The organism is Rothia kristinae NBRC 15354 (assembly GCF_001570865.1).
Taxonomy (GTDB): Bacteria; Actinomycetota; Actinomycetes; order Actinomycetales; family Micrococcaceae; genus Rothia; species Rothia kristinae.
The window spans coordinates 113027-132466 of record NZ_BCSM01000004.1 but is presented as its reverse complement, the minus strand read 5'-3'; the positions used below and the strand labels follow the sequence as shown (position 1 = coordinate 132466).

Below are 19440 nucleotides of genomic sequence, written 5' to 3'. Positions count from 1 at the left end.
CAGTCCGCACCATCTGACACTGGTGATCGGCAAAACCTGAATATTCAGTCAACGTCCCCACGACTGAAGATTCAACTCGAACCATCGGCAGTGATGCTCAGCGAAAGCTGAATATTCAGGAAGCGCAGCCTGGGTTGAATATTGAGCTTTTCCCAACACTCTTGACCCCATGGCACGGCCTGAATATTCAGGCTCCGCGGTGGGCAACGATCCCCATTCGCGCCGTCATCCACAGTTCGCCGGCCACCCCTCCGCACAGCACCACCCACTGTCTGCCGAGATCATCCACCCCCTCCCCAGATCATCTACCTCCCAGATCCACTGGCCGTGAAGCTGAACGATCACTGAATATTCAGGCCTCATCATCAGGGCTGATGGTCGACAAAAGCTGAATATTCAGGCCACATCGTGAGCACAGGTGATCCCTGAATAATGGATATTCAGATAACGCCCCCACAACTGAAGATTCAGCGCGGACCATCGGCAGTGGTGCTCGGGGAAAGCTGAATATTCAGGAAACGCGGCCGGAGCTGAATATTCAGCTTTTCCCAACACCCATGGGTCCAGGGCGCGGCCTGAATCTTCAGCCCATGCACGTCACGTGGGCCCGTGGACCTCTGCTCGATCCCCGACTCCCACCCCCGTGGGCCATCCTGCCCTCCAAGTTATCCACAGGGAGCCGCCGCGGTCTGGGCACGTGGCAGATGATGCGCCAGACTCCTCGCATGGACCACAGCCACGACCTCGACCCCATGACCGACCCCCCGCACGCATACCAACACCGCGATGGACACCCACACACACGCCGGCGTCGAGAACGGCATCGGCGCGGATGACGGCATCGAGTATGACGACCTCGAGGCTCCCGAGATGGAGGATCTGCTCGATCAGGACGACCTCTTCGACTACGAGGATCCGCTGGATGCCCGGGAAGACTTCACCCGGAGGCCCCCACCGGATGAGCTCGCACCCGCGGAGCAGCAGGCCTGGACGCTGTGGCTGCGAGCGCACGCGCTGCTCGAGGCGCGCTTCACCCAGGCGTGTGCCGGCAGCGCGGGCATCTCCCTGCCGGAGGCCACCGTCCTGCTGCTGGTGGGCCAGTATCGAGGTCGTCGCCGCCGGGCCCAGATCGTGGAGATCACCGGATGGTCCGAATCCCGCACCAGCCACCTGCTGCGGCGGATGGAGCGGGCCGATCTGGTGGTCACGGTGCGCGACTGGTGCGGGACGATGGTCGAACTCACCCGTCACGGCTGGGAGGTCCACCACCAGGTGCGGCCAGAGCACAGCGAGGTCCTGCGCTCCTCGCTGCTGTGGCCCATCGAGCGCAGCGGCCACCGGCTGACCCCGGCACTGGCGGCGATCGTGGACCGCCTGGACCCCGTCTACCCCTCCGAGTGGTGAGCGGGACAGGACCGAGTTTGCCGGGGCGCGGAGGGTTCGCTATCCTGGAGAGGTTGCTTGACGGCCTCGAAGGCTTCGAGCGGCAGACCACGGGATGTGGCGCAGGTTGGTAGCGCGCGTCGTTCGGGACGACGAGGTCGCAGGTTCAAATCCTGTCATCCCGACCATTGAGAAGGCCCCGGCATCGCAACGCGATGCCGGGGCCTTCGCCACGTCCGACGGTCGACCGGCGGATCAGCCGCGCTCGGCCCGGGCCTGACGCTGGTCCCGCACCCCGACGAGCCCGGCCAGCACCACGATCACCGCGATCAGGCCGAAGCCCACCGCCACCGCCATGTTCCAGTCCGTGCGGGCCAGCACCGAGAACGCCACACCGGTGATCGCAGCGATCCCGATGGAGGTGCCCACCCGCTGCCCGGTCTGCAGCCCCCGCCGGCCGCCCCGGCGTAGCGCACCGGGACGTCCGCGAGCGTCAGCGTCTGGTTGGGGCTGACCACCAGGCCCTGCCCCACTCCCACGAACACCATGGTGCCCAGCAGGAACCACTCGCTGAGCCCCACGCTCTCCCGCAGCACCACGACGCCGATGCTCAGCAGGATCCCGGTCAGCACCAGGCCGATCCCCCACAGCACCATCGGGCGCCCCACCTGCATGACCTTCCGCCCCGCCAGCGGCGCGGTGATCGCGCTGGCCAGGGCCGAGGGCAGGCCGATGAACCCGGCCGCGAGCGCGGTGTGGCCCATCCCCTCCTGCATGTACAGGGCGATCAGCACCCACACGCTGGTCATCCCCACGAAGTACAGGGCGATCAGCAGGGAGCCGTTGGCGAAGGAGCGGGTGCGGAACAGCCCCATGTCCACCATCGGCTCACCACCCCGGGCGGAGTAGCGCCGCTCCCAGCGCACCCACGCGACCAGCAGCGCCGCCGCCACCGGCAGCGCGATCCACACCCACGCCCCGGCCGAGGACTCCACGAAGGGCAGCATGACCAGGAAGATCGCCACGCCGAACAGTCCCAGCCCCACCGGGTCCAGATCCACCCGACGACGCCCGGAGGCACCGGCCCCGCCGGCCCCGTTGCGGCGCACCACGGGCAGGGATGAGGTCGACGTCGAGTGCTCCTCGGGCACCGGCTCCCACGCCGAGGCCGGCAGGAACGGCTTGGCCGCGATCAGCGCGACCAGGCAGATCGGCACGTTGACCAGCAGGGAGACCCGCCACCCGGCGCCCGCGCCGAGCACGCTGATCAGCAGCCCGCCCAGCACCGGCCCGATCGCGACGGAGACCCCCACGATCCCGCCGAAGATCCCGAAGGCCCGGCCGCGCTGGGTCCCGGAGAAGTACTGCTGCATCAGCCCGATCACCTGCGGGTTCAGCAGCCCCGACCCCAGGCCCATGACCACCCGCGCCAGGTTCAGCACCAGCGGGGTCGGGGCCAGCCCCGCCACCAGGGACCCCGCGCCGAACAGCACGACCCCGGCGATGAACAGCTTCGCCCGCCCGAACACGTCCCCGGCCCGGCCCGCGGCCACCAGCACGACGCCGAAGGCCAGGGCGTACCCGGAGAGCACCCACTGCAGCGCGGAGCTGCTCGCCCCGATGTCGGCCTGCACGGACGGCAGGATCACGTTGACAATCGAGACGCTGAGCAGGGACATGAACAGCGGCACCAGGGTCAGGGTGAGCAGGCGCCGCTGGGTCGGGTCGAAGGCGGTGTCGCCGGCGTGGGTTTCGCTGGGCATGGAACTCCTGTCGTGCGGGGCGGGGATTCGGGCAGACTGGTGGATGGAACCACGCCGGGCCCGCTTTTCTTCCGGGGCCGCCTCCCGCGGCCCGCGGGCGAGCCCGCGCATCGACCCACGTCAGGAGCATCATGCCCATCACCACCAAGGCCCTGCAGAAGACCGGACCGGATCAGCCCTTCCGCGTCGTGCAGATCCGGCGGCGCGACCCCCGCCCGGACGACGTCGTCATCGACATCAAGGCGGCCGGCATCTGCCACAGCGACATCCACACGATCCGCAACGAGTGGGGCGAGGCGCACTTCCCGCTGACCGTCGGCCACGAGATCGCCGGGGTCGTGGAGGCCGTCGGGGAGAACGTCACGAAGTACCGGGTCGGGGACCGCGTGGGCGTGGGCTGCCTGGTGAACTCCTGCGGCGAGTGCGAGGAGTGTCGGGACGGGCAGGAGCAGAACTGCCTCAACGGCGCCGTCGGCACCTACAACTCCGAGGACGTGGACGGGACCATCACCCAGGGCGGGTACGCCCAGAAGGTCGTGGTCAACGAGCGCTTCGTCCTGCGCATCCCGGACGCCCTGGACTTCGACGTCGCAGCACCCCTGCTGTGCGCGGGCATCACCACCTACTCCCCGCTGGCCACCTGGGAGGCGGCCGAGGGCAAGAAGGTGGCCGTGCTGGGCCTGGGCGGTCTGGGCCACATGGGTGTGCAGATCGCCGCGGCCAAGGGCGCGGAGGTCACCGTGCTCTCCCGGAGCCTGAAGAAGGAGCAGGAGGCGAAGGACCTGGGGGCGGCGCGCACCCTGGCGACCACCGAGGACGGGTTCTTCCGGGATCACCGCGGGGAGTTCGACATCATCCTGAACACCATCTCCGCGGACATCCCCGTGGACGACTACCTCGGGCTGCTCAAGCCGCGCGGGGTCATGGCCGTGGTGGGACTGCCGCCGCAGGCCCAGCCCCTGCACTTCGGGGCGCTGATCGGCGGGCGCAAGGCCCTGGCCGGGTCCAACATCGGCGGCATCCCGGAGACCCAGCAGATGCTGGACTTCTGCGCCGAGCACGGCTTCGGCGCGGTGATCGAGAAGGTCTCCGTGGACGAGGTGGACGAGGCCTACGACCGGGTGGTGGCCGGGGACGTGAAGTTCCGCTGCGTCATCGACGTCTCGACCTTCGACGACGCCGAGGTCCAGGCCTGAGCCCATGGGATCCGAAGGCCGCGAATTCGACGTGATCGTCCTCGGCGGCGGCCCGGTCGGGGAGAACGCCGCCGAGTACGCGGTGCGCGGCACCGACGGCAGCGCCGCCCTGGTGGAGGCCGAGCGCTTCGGCGGGGAGTGCTCGTACTGGGCCTGCATGCCGTCCAAGGCGCTGCTGCGCCCCGTGGACGTCGTCGACGCCGCCGACCACCTGCAGGGGGTGGCCGGGCCGGTGGCCCTGGACCGGGAGCAGCTGCTGGCCCGGCGCGACGCCTGGACCTCCCACTACGACGACGCCGGGCAGGTGGACTGGGCCCGCTCGGCCGGGCTGACCCCCGTGCGCGGCCGCGGACGGATCACCGGGCAGCGCGAGGTCACCGTGACCGGTCCCGGCGGTGCCCGCACGGTGCTGCGGGCCCGACAGGCCGTGGTGATCGCCACCGGCAGCGTCCCCGTCGTGCCCGAGGAGCTCGCTCCGGTGCGCCCGTGGAGCACCCGGGATGCGACCGGGGTGCGCACGGTGCCGGCCCGCCTGGGGATCGTGGGCGGAGGGGCCGCCGCGGTGGAGGCCGCCCGCTGGATGCGGGCCCTGGGCAGCGAGATCACGCTGATCGTGCGCGGGCCGCGCCTGCTCGCCGACGCCGAGCCGTTCATCGGGGAGGCCGTGGCCCGGGGATTGGAGCAGGAGGGCGTGCGGGTCCTGCTGCGGACCCGCGTGCTCAGCGCCTCCCGCTCCGAGACCGCACCGGACGACGCGCCGGACGCGACACCGGAGACCGCCCCGCTGGGCGCGCCCCACGGCGGACCCGTGCGGCTGCGCCTGGCCCGAGTCGAGCAGGACCAGGAGGCCCCCGGGGAGACGTCCCCGCGGACCGGGGCGGAGCTGGTGGTGGACGAGGTGCTGGCCGCGACCGGGCGACGCCCGGCCCTGGAGGACCTCGGGCTGGAGAGCATCGGGGTCAGCCCGGAGCAGGTCACCGCCCATGCCCACGGCGGTCCGGGCTCCCCGCTGCCGGACTGGCTCTACGCCGTCGGCGACGCCTCCGGGGAGGCCCCGCTGACCCACTGGGGCAAGTACCGGGCGCGCCTGGTCGGCGCCTCGGTGCGGACCGCGGCCCGGGGCGAGGACCCGTGGGCCGTGTTCGATCCGCACCGGGACGGGGCCGCCGCGGCCCCCGTGCCCCAGGTGGTCTTCTCCCGCCCGCAGGCGGCCTGGACCGGACTGAGCACCGCCCAGGCCCGCGAGCGCGGGATCGCGGTGCACGTGCGGCGGGTCCCGTACACGGCGGCGGCCGGGGCCGCCCTGCTGCGCGACGACGCCGAGGGCACGGTGCAGCTGCTCAGCCGCGCCGAGGACGATGTCCTGCTCGGCGCCGCCTTCCTCGGCCCCGAGGTGCAGGAGCTGGTGCACGCCGCGACCGTCGCGATCACCGGGGGCCTGACCCTGCGGGCCCTTGCGCACGCGGTGCCCTGCTACCCCACGGCCTCGGAGGTGTGGCTGCGGGCGCTGGAGGCCGAGCCCGCGCGCGGATAGCACCGGCGTCGCCCGCGCGTCGAGCCCTCGGGACACGCGGCGCCATCTGCGCACACGCGGGGACACACGGCTTGGCCGGCGGGGGCGGACGGGACTGAGATGGCACCCGTGGACGGGATGGACCGCCCACCGCTGATCCGTCCCCACCCGGAAAGACCCCGTATGCCCGCCCGCACCCCCCTGTCCCGTCGCACGCTGCTGCGCTTCGCCGCCGGATCCCTGGCCCTCGCGCCGATCCTGGCCGCCTGCGGGACCTCCCAGGCCCGGGACCGGGGCACCGAGGAGCTGGCCGTGGGCTTCCCCGAGGACTCCGAGAACTGGGACCCGCACCAGCCGCCCTACACGGTCTCGCGCACCATCGCCCGGCAGATCACCGACACCCTCGTGGACCAGGACCCGGACACCGGGGACATCGTGCCCTACCTGGCCCGCCGGTGGGAGGTCTCCGAGGACGGCTCCCGCTTCACCTTCCACCTGCGCGATGACGTCACCTTCTCCGACGGCACGGCCTTCACCTCAACGAGCGTGAAGAACAACTTCGACCGGATCATCCGGCTGGGCTCCCTGTCCTACATCGGGGCCAGCCACCTGCGCGGCTACCAGCGCACCGAGACCCCGGATGCCCACACCGCCGTCGTCGTCTTCGACGGGCCCAACGCCCAGTTCCTGCAAGCCGCGACCACCCAGACCCTCGGGATGCTCGCGGACGCGACCCTGGGCAAGGACCCCAAGGACGTGGCCCGCGGGGACGTCATCGGCTCCGGGCCGTACGTGTTCAGCGAGTACCGGCAGGGCCAGTACGTGCTGCTGACCCGCCGGGAGGACTACGCCTGGGGCTCGGATGCCCGACGCAACAAGGGACCGGCCCACTTCCGCACGGTGCGCGCCCAGTTCATCCCGGACCCCACGACCCTGGCCGGGGCGGTGACCTCCGGGCAGGTGGACATCGGCACGATGCTGGACGTGTCCACCCTCGCCGGGATCAAGACGGCGGACCTGCACCTGTCCCAGGTCCCCGGCAAGGGCATCTCCACCCCGCTGATCCCCTTCATCTACCGCCCGATCTTCCAGGACGCGCACGTGCGCCGGGCCATCAACGCGGCCACGGACCGCCAGGAGATCGCGGACCGGATCTACCAGGGCAACGCCAAGGCCGCCACGGGCCTGCTCACCGCCGCGACCCCCGGCTCCGCGGACCTGTCCGATCTGCTGCGCCACGACCCGGACCGGGCGGTGGCCGAGCTGGAGCAGGCCGGGTACACCCGGGTGGATGCAGACGGCTACCGGCACCACGAGGACACCGGGGAGCCGCTGACGATCGTGTTCATGTACACCGGCTCCGGGACCACCAAGGAGCAGATGCTGCAGCTGCTGCAGAACCAGTGGAAGAAGGTCGGCATCCGCTTCGACCTGCAGCCGCGCACCGAGGCGCAGCTGAGCGACTACACCCTCTACGACGCCCCCTACGACCTGTCCACCTGGTCCCAGGGCCGGGCGGACCCGGACGTGCTGCGGGTGGTGTACTCCTCCTTCTACGAGAACCAGTCCTTCTTCTTCGGCCACCCGATCAAGGAGGTGGACGAGGCGCTGCTGAATCTGCAGTCCACCACGGACCCCGCGAAGCGCCAGCAGGCCAGCGAGGACGCGCAGCGGCTGCTGCTGGAGGGCGGGTACTCCTTCCCGCTGGTGGACGCCTACACCTCCACGGCCGCCTCGATGCGCCTGGCCGGGATCCCGCTGGATGCGGAGAACAAGCTGGTGGCCGCCGACGTCGCCCTGTCCGGGTGAGCCCGGCCCCGCTGAACCGACCGCATCCGCCCTTCCCGCCCGCCACCTGCCCAGGAGTCCCGCCGTGACCCGTTACGTCCTGCGCCGCCTCGCGCACGCGCTGATCGTGCTGTGGGGTGCGATCACCCTGTCCTTCCTCATCGTCCAAGCCACCCCCGGGGATCCGGCCCGCCTGCTGATGGCCGGCTCCGACGCGGGGGACGCCGGGGCGGCCGACGACGCCCAGCTGGCCCAGCTGCGCCACGAGATGGGCCTGGACCAGCCGCTGCTGGCCCAGTACTTCGGATACCTGTGGCGGGTGGTGACCCTGGACTGGGGCACCGCCTACTCCAAGCAGCGCCAGCCCGTGCTGGAGGTGATCCGGGACGGGCTGGGGTCCACGGTGCAGCTGGGGCTGGCGAGCCTGCTGATCATGGTGGTGCTCGGCGTCGTGTTCGCCCTGGGCTCGGTGCTGCTGCCGAACCGCTTCCTGCGCTCGGTCTTCGAGGGCTTCACCGTCCTGGGCATCGCGGTGCCCAGCTTCGTCATGGCGATCCTGCTGCTGCAGATCTTCGCGTTCCGGCTGGGCTGGTTCCCGGCGTTCGGGGCCGGCGGCCTGGACTCGCTGATCCTGCCGGCGGTGACCATCGCCCTGCTGGGGGCCGGGACCCTGTCCCAGGTCTACGCCCGCAGCATCCGGGAGGTCCGGGCCCAGGAGCACGTGCAGGTGGCCCGCGTGCGGGGCCTGGCCCCGCGCAAGGTCGTCACCCGGCACGTGCTGCGCCAGGCCAGCCTGCCCGTGTACACGATCGTCGGGATGCTCGTGGGCGGGGTGGTCTCCGGGGCGGCGATCATCGAGACGATCTTCGGCCGCCCCGGCATCGGCAACCTCTACGTCACGGCGGTGCAGGGCCGGGACTTCCCGCTGATCCAGGCGCTGATCGTGCTCACCGGCGGCCTGTACGTGCTGGTGACCCTGATCGTGGACCTCACCTACCCCCTGATCGACCCGCGGGTGGCCTCCCCCGCGGCCGGAAGGAGCCGAGCATGAGCTCGACGGACATCACCTCCTCCCCCGCCGCAGCGGGCGCCCCCGACGCCGAGCGGCCCGGGCCCCCGCTCTCCGACGCCCGGACGCGGGCCCGTCGCCCCGGGGCCCGGACGGGTGCGGCCCTGCTGCGCCGCCCCGGCACCGTGCTGGCCGGGCTGTTCGTGCTGCTGATGATCGGCTGGGTGCTCTTCCCGGGGCTGTTCGCCACCGCCGACCCGACGGAGATCGTCGGGGACTCCCTTGCCGCCCCGAGCTGGCAGCACTGGTTCGGCACGGATCTGAACGGGCGGGACGTGTACTCCCGGGTGGTCTACGGCGCCCGGGTCTCCCTGCGCGCCGGGGTCCTGGCGATCACGATCTCCCTGGTGGTCGGGGGCCTGCTGGGCATGCTCGCCGGGTCCGTGGGCGGCTGGGTGGATGCGGTGATCTCCCGGTCCGTGGAGGTCATCGTCTCCATCCCCGGGCTGCTGCTGTCCCTCGCGCTGATCTCCGTGCTGGGCTTCGGGGTCACCAAGGTCGCCATCGCGGTGGGCATCTCCGGGATCCCCGGATTCGTGCGCATCGCCCGGGCCGAGACCCTGCGCGTGAGCGCGATGCCGTACATGGACGCGGCCCGCACCAGCGGCACCCGCCGCTTCCTCGGCCTGTTCAGCCACGTGGTGCCCAACGCGGCCGGGCCGGTCGCGGTGGTCGCCGGGATCGACCTGGGCGGGGCGATCCTGTCGATCGCCGCCCTGAGCTTCCTCGGCTTCGGGGCGGTGCCGCCCACCGCGGAGTGGGGCTCGCAGATCAACGAGGGCCGGCTGTACGTGGCCAGCGCCTGGTGGTGGAGCATCTGCCCCGCGATCATCGTCGCGCTGACCGTGCTCAGCGCCAACCGCCTGACCCGCAGCATCGGCACCCGAGAGGTCTGACCATGAACACCGCTTCCTCCTCCCCCGCCCCCGTCCTGGAGCTGTCCGGGCTGCGCGTGGCCTACCCGGGCCGGCGCGGCGCGGTCTCGACCCCGGCGGTCGACGGCGTCGGCCTGAGCGTCGGGCGCGGCGAGTCCGTGGCCGTGGTCGGGGAATCCGGCTCCGGCAAGACCACCCTGGTCCGCAGCGTGCTGGGCCTGCTGCCTTCCGGCACCCGCCGGGAGGGGAGCCTCCGGCTGGCCGGGCAGGACCTGGACGCGCTGGATGCTACCGGGCGGCGCCGGCTGGTGGGCCGGCGCATCGGCTACGTTCCGCAGGATCCGGGAACCTCCCTGGATCCGCTGCTGCGGGTGCTGGAGCAGGTGGTCGAGCCGCTGCGCATCCACGGCATCGGGGACCCGGACACCCATCGGGAACGGGCTCTGGCCGCGATGCGGGAGGCGGGCCTGCCGGACCCGGAGTCCCTGGCCCGGCGCTGGCCCCATGAGCTCTCCGGCGGGCAGCGGCAGCGGGTCCTGATCGCCGCGGCGATCGTGACGGACCCGGATCTGATCCTGGCCGATGAGCCCACCAGCGCCCTGGACGTCACGGTGCAGAAGCGGATCCTGGATCGGCTGCAGGAGCTGGTGCGCGAGCGCGGCACGGCCCTGCTGATGATCACCCACGACCTCGCGGTGGCCGCCGAGCGCACCGACCGGGTGGTGCTAATGAGCCGGGGCCAGGCCGTGGAGCAGGGCCCCAGCGAGCAGGTGCTGCTGCACCCGAGCACCCCGCAGGGCCGGGCCCTGGCGGAGGCGATGGCGCTGACCGCCGACGCCGTCGACACCGACGGCCTCGGGGTCGACGGCGAGGGGGCCGGCAGGACCGCGGTCGACGGCAAGGCTGCCCCCTGGGCCGACCAGAACCCGGCGGATTCCCCTGCGGCACGGACCGACGCCGGAGCAGAGGCGCCGGTCGGCGTCGACGGCGCGCGCACCCCGGTGCTGACCGGTGAGGGGCTGTCCCGCGCCTTCGGCTCCCGACGCGAACCGGTGCACGCGCTGCGCGAGGCCGCGTTCAGCCTGGCCGAGGGCGGCAGCCTGGCCGTGGTCGGAGAGTCCGGGTCCGGCAAGACCACGCTGGCCCGGATCCTGCTGGGCCTGGAGCGGGCCGACGCCGGTCGGATCACCCTGCGCGGGGCGGAGGTGACCCGCCGGGACCGGTCATTCCGCCGTACGGTGCAGCCGGTGTTCCAGAACCCGCACTCCTCCTTCGATCCCTCGCACTCGGTGGGCTGGTCCGTGCTGGAGCCGGTGCGGGCCCTGGGCTCGGTGGGCCGGGCCGAGCGGCGGGAGCTGCTGGGGCGGCTGTTCGACGACGTCGGGCTGGACCGCCGGCTGGCCGCGCGCCGCCCGCGGGAGCTGTCCGGCGGTCAGCTGCAGCGCGCGGCGATCGCCCGGGCGCTGAGCGTGTCCCCGGATGTGCTGGTCTGCGATGAGGCGGTCAGCGCCCTGGACGCCTCGGTGCAGGCCCAGGTGCTGCGGCTGCTGCAGCGGCTGCGCGACGAGCGCGGGCTGTCCCTGCTGTTCATCACCCACGACCTGGCGGTGGTGCGGTGGCTGTGCGAGGACGTGCTGGTGATGCGCGAGGGCCGGATCGTGGAGGCCGGCCCGGTCTCCCGGATCTTCCGCGCCCCGCAGCAGGAGTACACGCGGGAGCTGATCGCGGCGATACCGCGGCCGCTGCGCGCGGGTGCCGCGGCCTGAGGCCTGCGCAGGGAGGCGGGGCTGGCGGCAGCGGCCATAATGGGGGGAGCCGCATATCGCCGACGTCGTGAGGAGCGGGCCACCCATGCCCCTGGAGCAGCACAGCCGGACCAAGCCCCTGGTCATCGGGATCGCCGGGGGCACCGGCTCCGGGAAGACCACCCTGACCCGCGAGCTGATCGAGGCGGTGCGCGAGCGGGTCGCCGTCGTCTACCACGACAACTACTACAAGCGCCACGATGACCTGACCTTCGAGCAGCGCTGCCGGCTGAACTACGACGCGCCGGAGGCCTTCGACGACGAGCTCATGGTCCGGCAGCTGGACACCCTGATCGCCGGCGGGTCCATCGAGTGCCCGGTCTACGACTACGCGGATCACAACCGCTCCGAGGAGACCCTGTTCATCGAGGCCCAGCCGATCATCATCGTGGAGGGGATCCTGCTGTTCGCCTCCGAGGCGATCTGCCGCCGCTGCGACATCAAGATCTTCGTGGACACGGACGCGGACGTGCGCATCCTGCGCCGGATCAAGCGGGACGTGCTGGAGCGGGGTCGCTCGGTGGAGTCCGTGGAGGCCCAGTACCTGTCCACCGTCAAGCCCATGCACGAGCTGTACGTGGAGCCCTCCAAACGGAAGGCGGATCTGATCATCCCGGAGGGCGGGGGCAACCTGGTGGCCCTGGACATGCTGGTGCACCGCGTCCAGCGCCAGCTCGACGGCGCCTGAGCCCGCTGAGAGTCACGGGCCCCCCAGCTGGAACCCCGGGCAGTCCCCCAGCACCTCCAGCAGCGCGGCCCGCTCGGGTGGGCTCACGCTGAGCCCGTACTTGGCCTTCACGCGGATCTGCCGGGCCGCATACGCGCAGCGGTAGCCCTCCTGCGGCGGCAGCCAGGAGGCGGCGTCCTGCGCGCCCTTGTCCTCGTTGGCCGGGCCGTCCACGGCCAGCAGATTCTCCGGGTCGTTCGCGTACTCGGTGCGACGCCGGGGCTCCCAGGCGGAGGCGCCCGAGGCCCAGGCGTCGGCCAGCGCGACGACGTGGTCGATCTGCACCTGCCGAGACCGGGCCCCGGCCGTGAACGCGATCTGCCGCCCCGCGTACGGATCCGCGAGCAGGCCGCCGGCCACCGCGCACCGCTGGGCGTTCTTGTAGGACACCTCGGTGAGGTCCCGGGCCAGGATGTCGTTGCGGGTGTCGCACCCGTTGCGATCCGTGTCCGCCCACGCCTGGCCGAAGGCCTCCCGCCGGTAGGCGGGGCTCGTCGTCTTCTCCCGCACCGGGATCGCCGCCAGCTCCCGGGCGGTGGCCTCCGAGAGCACCACCTCACGGGGCGCACCCCACCCGCCCAGTCCCCCGGACCACGGCGGGCTCAGCAGGCCGCGCCACCACAAGCCGAAGACCAGCAGGACGACGGCGGCCAGCAGCACCGGGACCGAAGCGGCCCGGCGCGAGAGTGCCGGCCGTGGTGCGGGCATCGGCCGCGGCGTGCGATGGCGTCCCATGGGCCCATACCAGCAGCACCGGGTGGACGGCGTCGAAGGCTCTCCTGCGCGGACCCGCGTGCTGACGGGGCGGCTGTGGATGCTCCGGCGACAGCCGGGGCGAGATCCACCGGCTCGGGGACAGAAGGAGACGGTGCGGCGACCGGTCGGTCACCGCACCGTCATCGGCTCAGCCCTTCGCGTCAGCCCGTCGGCTCAGCTCTTCGCGCCGAGCAGGATCACGTCCAGGCGCCGCGGGCCGTGCACGCCCTCCACGCGCTGCAGCTCGATGTCCGAGGTCGCCGAGGGCCCGGAGAACATCGTCACCGGGTGTGCCCGATCCACCCGGGCCAGGGCCTCCGGGACGATCTCCACGATGGTCTCCTCCGGGACCACGCAGATGTGGTGGTCCGGGATCAGGGAGATCGCCCGACGCCCCTCGTCCGGGTTGGAGTTCAGGAACACGGTGCCGGTCTCCGCGCAGGCGACGGTGGAGGAGGTCACCACCGCATCCATCGCGTCCAGCTCCTTGTTGCTCAGCGCCCCGGACTTCTCGGTGTTCCCGGAGTCCACGAAGCGGGTGCGGGTGGCCGTGTCCTCCGGCAGCCACTCGGATTTCAGCCCGGTGGGCACCACGTACCGGGCCCGGTCCCCGAGCAGGTCCGCGATCGTCGTCGCGATGGTGTCCTCGGTGGCCTCGTGCACCTGCGCCTTGTAGTCGATCAGCCGGTCCGCCAGCAGCTCCCGGCGGTCCTTCAGGCTCGCCGAGGAGGTGTGCCGGTAGTCCCGGGTGGGCTCTGGCGGGGTCGGGTTGTCCGCCAGGGCCGTGCGGATCCGCGCCAGGATCTCGCTCTTCGCGTCGCTCACCATGTCCTCCTAGGCCTCGTAGTCTTCCTCGGTGCCGCGGGCGTAGTCGGCCACGGTATCCCCCTTCGCCTGCGAGCGCTGGATGGCCACCCGCTCGGAGGCCATCAGGCGGGTGTAGTCATCCTGGTCCTTGGCGTAGCGCTTCGCCTGCTGCTCGTGCAGGGCCTCGGCCTTGCCGCGGTTGGCGCGGATCAGCTCCTCCACGTCCACCCGCTCCGAGGCCGGACGCGGGGCCGCGGCCTTGCCGCGGTTCTTCTTCCACCAGGACCGGAAGGACTCCTTCGGCGGGGTGTCGATGTCGCGGTACTTGGTCCAGCCGCCGACCAGCCCGGGCAGCTTGTCGATCCGGTGGTCCTTCCCGGCGACGACGCGCCCGGCCGGCAGCGCCTTCTCCGCCAGACCCAGCACCTTCCCGGAGCCGAAGGCCACCCGGGCCCCGGCCATCATGCCGTCCATCTGGGTGGGCAGGCCGCGCTTGGTGCCCTCCTCGCCCTTGCCGTGCTGGGCGTCGATGTCCTTGCCGCGCAGGTGCACCAGGATGTCCGGGATGTTGATCTTCACCGGGCACACCTCGTAGCAGGCCCCGCACAGGGAGGAGGCGTAGGGCAGGGAGTTGTTGGCCTCCGCCTCGATGCCGCCCAGCTGCGGGGACAGGATCGCCCCGATGGGTCCGGGGTACACGGAGCCGTAGGAGTGTCCGCCGGCCCGCTGGTACACCGGGCACACGTTCAGGCACGCGGAGCAGCGGATGCAGTGCAGGGCCTGGCGGCCCAGCTCGTCCTTGAGCACCGCGGTGCGGCCGTTGTCGATGAGGATCACGTGCATGTTCTGCGGGCCGTCCCCGGGGGTCACCCCGGTCCACAGGGAGGTGTACGGGTTCATCCGCTCCCCGGTGGAGGAGCGCGGCAGCAGCTGCAGGAACACCTCGAGGTCCTCGAAGCGCGGGATGACCTTCTCGATGCCCATGAAGGTGATCAGGGTGTCCGGCAGGGTCAGGCACATGCGCCCGTTGCCCTCGGACTCCACGATGGTCAGGGTCCCGGACTCGGCCACCCCGAAGTTGGTCCCGGAGACGGCGACCTTGTTCTCGAAGAACTTCCGGCGCAGCCTCTTGCGGGAGGCTTCGGCCAGCTCGGCCGGATCGTCCGAGAGGTCCTTCCGGACCCCGGGGATCTCCTTCTTGAAGATGTCCCGGATCTCGCTGCGGTTGCGGTGGATCGCGGGGACGACGATGTGCGAGGGCTTGTCATGGCCCAGCTGCACGATCTCCTCGGCCAGGTCTGTCTCCACGGCCTCGATCCCGTGGGCCTCCAGGTACTCGTTCAGCCCGGTCTCCTGGGTGGCCATGGACTTGATCTTGGAGACCTCCGTAACCCCCTGCTCGCGGATCAGGTCCAGGGCGATGCGGTTGGCCTCCTCGGCGTCGCGCGCCCAGTGCACGTGCCCGCCGCGGGCGGTGAAGTTCTCCTCGAACTGCTCCAGCAGCTCCGGCAGGCGGGCCAGCACGTTCTGCTTGATCTCGGATCCGGCGGTGCGCAGGTGCTGCCAGTCCGGCATCTCAGAGACGACGGTGGCCCGCTTGGTGCGGATCTTGCTCATCGCGAAGTTGAGATTCCCGCGCATGGTCTCATCGTGCAGATCCCGGGCGGCGTGGTGGGTGAAGGACTCCTCGGCGAAGATGTTGCCCTGCCCGTGCGGGGGCACGGTGGGCATGCCGAGCTGGGTGACGGTCATGGTGTTTTCAGTTCCTCCCTGCGCCCTGCATCGCGACGCGTCCGGTGACCTCCAGCGGGTGCTCCCGGGTGCTGGCCAGGATCTCCGCGAAGTGCACGGTGGTGATGTCTTTGTTCTCCTTCAGGGCCGCCCCGCCGATGTTCATCAGGCAGGACACGTCCCCGCCGGCGCAGATCGAGGCGCCGGTCTTCTCGATGTTCTTGAGCTTGTCCGCGGCCATGGCCCCGGAGGTGTCCGCGTTCTTGAAGGAGAAGGTCCCGCCGAAGCCGCAGCACTCCTCCAGGTTGGGCAGCTCCTTGAACTGCACCCCCTCCACGGTCTTGATCAGGTCCGACTGCCGGGAGCCGAGCTTCATCAGCCGCATCCCGTGGCAGGAGGAGTGGAAGGTGACCTCGTGCGGGAAGTACGAACCCAGCTGCTCGGCGGCGTCGGTGATGCCCAGGACGTCGATGAGCAGCTTGGACAGCTCGAAGGTGCGTCCGGCGATCTCCTCCGCCCGCTGCGCGGTCTCCTCGTCCCCGGCGTGGCGGGCGACCATGCCCTGCTGGTGGTTCAGGGAGACCACGCAGGAGGCCGAGGGGGCGACGGCGACGTCGTAGTCCGCGGCGGAGAAGGCCTTCACGTGGTTCTTCACCACGGGGTAGGCGTCATCGAAGTAGCCGCTGTTGACGTGCATCTGGGAGCAGCAGGTCTGCCCCGGGGGGAAGACGACCTCGTGGCCGAGGCGTTCGAGGATGTCCACGGTGGCGCGGGCGACGCGGGGATACATCGCGTCGACGATGCACGTGGAGAAGAGGGCGATCCGCATGGTCTCTCCGTTTCCGGTGGATCTCCCGGGGCCGGCGGGGCGTCGACGGCGGCGCGCGGCAGGCGGCGGGATGGGGCTTGTCCCTTAACACGATAGTGACGGTGTGTCGCCGTCGGAAACTCTGTGTGCGATTTCTCGGGAAATTCACCGGCGACATTAGATCAGCTTTTCTTTGCCTAATTCCGGGATGCGCGTCTCCCGTGCGGTCGGAGCGGGCCCGAGGTCATCCGCGCGCACCGGAGTTGGCCCGGGCGGCGTGATCGAGTAAGCTGTGGTCCGACCACTGGCTGTTAGGTGAGACACAATCCACCGTGACGGCCCTTCCAGTCCACCGACCGCACCAGCGACGCTGCGGCCACGCCGCCCGTCCCGGTGCGCTCGCGACCTCCGATCCAGACCCAAGGAGTCCGCGTGAACACCTTCACCGCCGCCACCGACGCCGTCGGCGGCTCCCCCGGGCTGTCCGCCCTCGTGGCGCTGATCCCGCTGCTGACCTTCTTCATCATGCTGCTGGGCGTGAAGGCCCGGGCCCACACCTCCGCGCTCACCGCGCTGCTGGCGGCCCTGCTGGTCGCCTGGCTCGGCTTCGGCATGCCCCTGGACCTGGCCCTGATCACCGCGACCCAGGGCGGAGCCTTCGGCGCGTTCCCCATCGTGTGGATCATCGTCATGGCCCTGTGGTTCTACGAGCTCACGGTGAAGTCCGGGCGCTTCGAGGACCTGCGCCTGACCTTCGACCGCATCGGCGGCGGGGACCTGCGCATCCAGGCCATCCTCATCGCCTTCTGCTTCGGCGGCCTGCTGGAGGCCCTGGCCGGCTTCGGCGCACCCGTGGCCATCACCGCGACCATGATCATGGCGCTGGGGGTCAAGCCCCTGAAGGCCGCCGTCGTCGTGCTGCTGGCCAACACCGCCCCCGTCGCCTTCGGCGCCCTGGCCATCCCCATCACCACCGCGGGGACCCTCACCAACGAGGACCCGGCCGTGATCGGCGCGATCGTCGGACACCAGGCCCCCTTCGTCGCGTTCTTCGTGCCGCTGATCCTCCTGCTGCTGCTGGACGGGTTCAAGGGCGTGAAGGACGGCTGGCCGGCCGCCGTCGTCATCGGGCTGTCCTTCTCCGTGGCCCAGTGGTGGTCCGCGACCCACTTCTCCTACGAGCTGACCGACATCGTCGCCTGCCTCGTCTCCCTCGGCGTGGCCGTGCTGTTCCTCAAGATCTGGAAGCCCCGCGGCGCGGAGGCCTTCCGCGAGCGCCTGGGCGTGGGCCCGGCCGCGCAGGACACCACCCTGCGCCCGGTGCGCGTGTGGATGGCGCTGCTGCCGTACCTGCTGGTCGTCGTCGTCTTCGCGATCGGCAAGATGTGGAAGCTCGGGGTGGACGTGCCCGCGGCCCTGACGGCCACGGACCTGAAGATCCACTGGCCCGTGATCCACGAGCGCATCCTCACCTCCGCCGGGGAGCCGATCTCCGGGACCACCTACACCTTCAGCTGGCTCTCCAGCCCCGGCACCATGCTGCTGATCTCCGGGATCCTCGTGGCGATCATCTACACGATCTGGACCGAGAACGGCCGCTACCGCCTCGGGATGGGCCCGGCCCTCGCCCAGATCGGGGTGTGCTTCCACCGGATGCGCTGGTCCGCGCTGACCATCATCGCGGTGCTGGCCCTGGCCTACGTCATGAACTTCTCCGGGCAGACCGTCTCCGTGGGCGTGTACCTGGCCTCCCTCGGCGGGGCCTTCGCCTTCCTGTCCCCGATCCTCGGGTGGCTGGGCACCGCCGTGACCGGCTCGGACACCTCCGCCAATGCGCTGTTCGCCAACCTGCAGCACACGGCGGCCACCAACGCCGGGATCGACCCGAACCTGCTGGTCGCGGCCAACACCACCGGCGGTGTGGTCGGCAAGATGATCTCCCCGCAGTCCCTGGCGATCGCGGCCACCTCCGTGAAGATGGAGGGCAAGGAGTCGGAGATCTTCAAGGCCGTGTTCCCGTGGTCCGTGGGCCTGCTGCTGATCATCTGCGTCCTGGTGTTCCTGCAGTCCCACGCCCTGGCCTGGATGATCCCGTAAGCCGACGCCGGGCCCCCGCCGCGCGCGCCCCGTTGCCAGCGCCCCGCACCGGCCCCGACCCTCCGGCTTCGGCCGGGGTGGTGGGTCGGGCGGGGCGCCCGCGTCCCAGCCGGGCTTCGCTGGTCCGGGCGGGCTCGCCGGTCCGGCGGAGCTGCCGGTGCCTCCGATCCAGCCGGTCGGCCGCCGTGGCCGGCCCCGCCGACCAGCCGGTCCCACTGATCCCATCGACCAACCGATCCGGAGAGGAGGCGGCAGATGCCCGCCAGCCGCACCTACGACGTCGTGCTGACCTGGCTCGAGACCGGGCTGCGCACCGGGCAGCTGCGGGTGGGGCAGCGGCTGCCCTCCGAGCGCAGCCTGGCCGAGCGCTTCGGCATCTCCCGCGGCTCGGTGCGCGAGGCCATCCGGGTGCTGGACGCGATGGGTCTGGTGCGCTCCGGGGTGGGCTCCGGTCCGAACGCGGGGGCCGTGGTGATCTCCGAGCCTTCGGCCGCGCTGGGGTGGGGGCTGCGGATGCACCTGGCCTCCCGATCCCTGCCCGTGCCGGACGTGGTGGCCACCCGCATCACCCTGGAATCCCGCGCGGCCGCCGACGCCGCCCGCACCGTCGGTGTCGCCCGCGATGGTGAGGCCACCGACGCCGTCGAGGACGGGGCCGCCGACCAGGAGCGGCTCGCCCGGACCACGGCCCTGCTGGCGGAGGCATCGGACCTGCTGGCGGAGCTGGACGATCCTGGACTTCCGGATGAGCGCTTCCACGCGCAGGACGCCGCCTTCCACCTGCTGATCAGCTCGCTGGGCGGGAACATCGTGGTCACCACGATCCTGGATTCCCTGCGCCAGGCCACCGTCGGCTACGTGCAGGAGGGGGTGCTGCGCCTGGACGACTGGCCGGGGGTGCGGCGTCGGCTGCAGGTACAGCACCGCCGGATCCTGGCCGCGGTGGAGCGGGCCCGCCCGGAGGAGGCCGCGGCCGCCGTCGCCGAGCACATCTCCTGGTTCCACGCCACCGCCTGGCCGACCCCCGCCTGACACAAGCCCCGCCGCCCTCTCCCCCGGGTTTGGGAGCGTTTCCGACGTCTGGGAGCCACGAGAACGCTCCCACACACCGAAACCCCTCCC

General features: G+C 71.4%; 15 protein-coding genes and 1 tRNA gene. 11 read left to right on the top strand and 5 right to left on the bottom strand.

Features of this window, described 5'->3' with window-relative positions:
• Positions 1-786: 786 nt before the first annotated feature.
• Positions 787-1404, top strand: coding sequence for a MarR family winged helix-turn-helix transcriptional regulator (locus KKR01S_RS04040; protein ID WP_061225345.1), 618 nt, complete (start codon positions 787-789; stop codon positions 1402-1404).
• Between the two features lie 90 nt (positions 1405-1494).
• A tRNA-Pro gene (locus tag KKR01S_RS04035) sits at positions 1495-1571 on the top strand.
• 141 nt (positions 1572-1712) lie between these two features.
• On the opposite strand, the gene KKR01S_RS04030 is transcribed toward KKR01S_RS04035, so the two are convergent.
• Complete coding sequence (locus tag KKR01S_RS04030) at positions 1713-3146, bottom strand: MFS transporter (protein WP_338131699.1); 1434 nt, start codon at positions 3144-3146, stop codon at positions 1713-1715.
• A gap of 131 nt (positions 3147-3277) precedes the next feature.
• On the opposite strand from KKR01S_RS04030, the gene KKR01S_RS04025 reads away from it, so the two are divergent.
• The 7 genes from KKR01S_RS04025 to udk all read left to right on the top strand — a co-directional run bounded on the left by KKR01S_RS04025 (position 3278) and on the right by udk (position 12080).
• The gene (locus KKR01S_RS04025; RefSeq protein ID WP_058731543.1) at positions 3278-4342 is read left to right on the top strand and encodes an NAD(P)-dependent alcohol dehydrogenase; all 1065 of its coding nucleotides are present in this window, start codon (positions 3278-3280) and stop codon (positions 4340-4342) included.
• A gap of 4 nt (positions 4343-4346) precedes the next feature.
• Entirely contained in the window at positions 4347-5876 is a 1530-nt protein-coding gene (locus KKR01S_RS04020; protein WP_058750825.1) for a dihydrolipoyl dehydrogenase family protein, read from the top strand.
• Positions 5877-6038: 162 nt separating this feature from the next.
• Complete coding sequence (locus tag KKR01S_RS04015; protein WP_058750824.1) at positions 6039-7664, top strand: ABC transporter substrate-binding protein; 1626 nt, start codon at positions 6039-6041, stop codon at positions 7662-7664.
• A 64-nt stretch (positions 7665-7728) separates the two neighbouring features.
• Positions 7729-8694, top strand: a complete 966-nt coding sequence (locus KKR01S_RS04010; RefSeq protein ID WP_058731554.1) for an ABC transporter permease — start codon at positions 7729-7731, stop codon at positions 8692-8694.
• Positions 8691-9608, top strand: coding sequence for an ABC transporter permease (locus tag KKR01S_RS04005; protein ID WP_061225344.1), 918 nt, complete (start codon positions 8691-8693; stop codon positions 9606-9608). Before KKR01S_RS04010 ends, KKR01S_RS04005 begins: the two co-directional genes overlap by 4 nt.
• A 2-nt stretch (positions 9609-9610) precedes the next feature.
• On the top strand, positions 9611-11353 hold the full coding sequence (locus KKR01S_RS04000) for an ABC transporter ATP-binding protein (protein WP_061225343.1): 1743 nt from the start codon (positions 9611-9613) through the stop codon (positions 11351-11353).
• Positions 11354-11438: 85 nt separating this feature from the next.
• Positions 11439-12080: a uridine kinase gene (gene udk / locus KKR01S_RS03995; protein WP_058731552.1), complete on the top strand. Its 642-nt coding sequence runs from the start codon at positions 11439-11441 to the stop codon at positions 12078-12080.
• 12 nt (positions 12081-12092) lie between these two features.
• On the opposite strand, the gene KKR01S_RS03990 is transcribed toward udk, so the two are convergent.
• From KKR01S_RS03990 to KKR01S_RS03975, 4 genes are all read right to left on the bottom strand, one after another.
• On the bottom strand, positions 12093-12827 hold the full coding sequence (locus KKR01S_RS03990) for an HNH endonuclease family protein (RefSeq protein WP_061225342.1): 735 nt from the start codon (positions 12825-12827) through the stop codon (positions 12093-12095).
• Between the two features lie 222 nt (positions 12828-13049).
• Positions 13050-13700 (bottom strand): LutC/YkgG family protein, encoded by a 651-nt coding sequence (locus KKR01S_RS03985; protein WP_061225369.1) that lies wholly within the window; start codon positions 13698-13700, stop codon positions 13050-13052.
• A gap of 9 nt (positions 13701-13709) precedes the next feature.
• Positions 13710-15434, bottom strand: a complete 1725-nt coding sequence (locus tag KKR01S_RS03980; protein ID WP_081046406.1) for a LutB/LldF family L-lactate oxidation iron-sulfur protein — start codon at positions 15432-15434, stop codon at positions 13710-13712.
• Positions 15435-15441: 7 nt separating this feature from the next.
• The gene (locus KKR01S_RS03975; RefSeq protein WP_058731550.1) at positions 15442-16242 is read right to left on the bottom strand and encodes a (Fe-S)-binding protein; all 801 of its coding nucleotides are present in this window, start codon (positions 16240-16242) and stop codon (positions 15442-15444) included.
• 411 nt (positions 16243-16653) lie between these two features.
• Here KKR01S_RS03975 and KKR01S_RS03970 point away from each other — a divergent pair, with 411 nt between their 5' ends.
• On the top strand, positions 16654-18318 hold the full coding sequence (locus KKR01S_RS03970; RefSeq protein WP_061225341.1) for an L-lactate permease: 1665 nt from the start codon (positions 16654-16656) through the stop codon (positions 18316-18318).
• A 255-nt stretch (positions 18319-18573) separates the two neighbouring features.
• Entirely contained in the window at positions 18574-19350 is a 777-nt protein-coding gene (locus KKR01S_RS03965) for a FadR/GntR family transcriptional regulator (protein ID WP_061225340.1), read from the top strand.
• Positions 19351-19440 lie beyond the last annotated feature (90 nt).

What these genes read in the sequence shown, in the direction of transcription:
- KKR01S_RS04015 (WP_058750824.1), top strand. Translation starts at nt 6,039, where the DNA reads ATGCCCGCCCGCACCCCCCTGTCCCGTCGCACGCTGCTGCGCTTCGCC.
- KKR01S_RS04030 (WP_338131699.1), bottom strand. Translation starts at nt 3,146, where the DNA reads ATGCCCAGCGAAACCCACGCCGGCGACACCGCCTTCGACCCGACCCAG.
- udk (WP_058731552.1), top strand. Translation starts at nt 11,439, where the DNA reads ATGCCCCTGGAGCAGCACAGCCGGACCAAGCCCCTGGTCATCGGGATC.
- KKR01S_RS04000 (WP_061225343.1), top strand. Translation starts at nt 9,611, where the DNA reads ATGAACACCGCTTCCTCCTCCCCCGCCCCCGTCCTGGAGCTGTCCGGG.
- KKR01S_RS04025 (WP_058731543.1), top strand. Translation starts at nt 3,278, where the DNA reads ATGCCCATCACCACCAAGGCCCTGCAGAAGACCGGACCGGATCAGCCC.
- KKR01S_RS03975 (WP_058731550.1), bottom strand. Translation starts at nt 16,242, where the DNA reads ATGCGGATCGCCCTCTTCTCCACGTGCATCGTCGACGCGATGTATCCC.
- KKR01S_RS04005 (WP_061225344.1), top strand. Translation starts at nt 8,691, where the DNA reads ATGAGCTCGACGGACATCACCTCCTCCCCCGCCGCAGCGGGCGCCCCC.
- KKR01S_RS04020 (WP_058750825.1), top strand. Translation starts at nt 4,347, where the DNA reads ATGGGATCCGAAGGCCGCGAATTCGACGTGATCGTCCTCGGCGGCGGC.
- KKR01S_RS03990 (WP_061225342.1), bottom strand. Translation starts at nt 12,827, where the DNA reads ATGCCCGCACCACGGCCGGCACTCTCGCGCCGGGCCGCTTCGGTCCCG.
- KKR01S_RS04040 (WP_061225345.1), top strand. Translation starts at nt 787, where the DNA reads ATGGACACCCACACACACGCCGGCGTCGAGAACGGCATCGGCGCGGAT.
- KKR01S_RS03965 (WP_061225340.1), top strand. Translation starts at nt 18,574, where the DNA reads ATGCCCGCCAGCCGCACCTACGACGTCGTGCTGACCTGGCTCGAGACC.
- KKR01S_RS03980 (WP_081046406.1), bottom strand. Translation starts at nt 15,434, where the DNA reads ATGACCGTCACCCAGCTCGGCATGCCCACCGTGCCCCCGCACGGGCAG.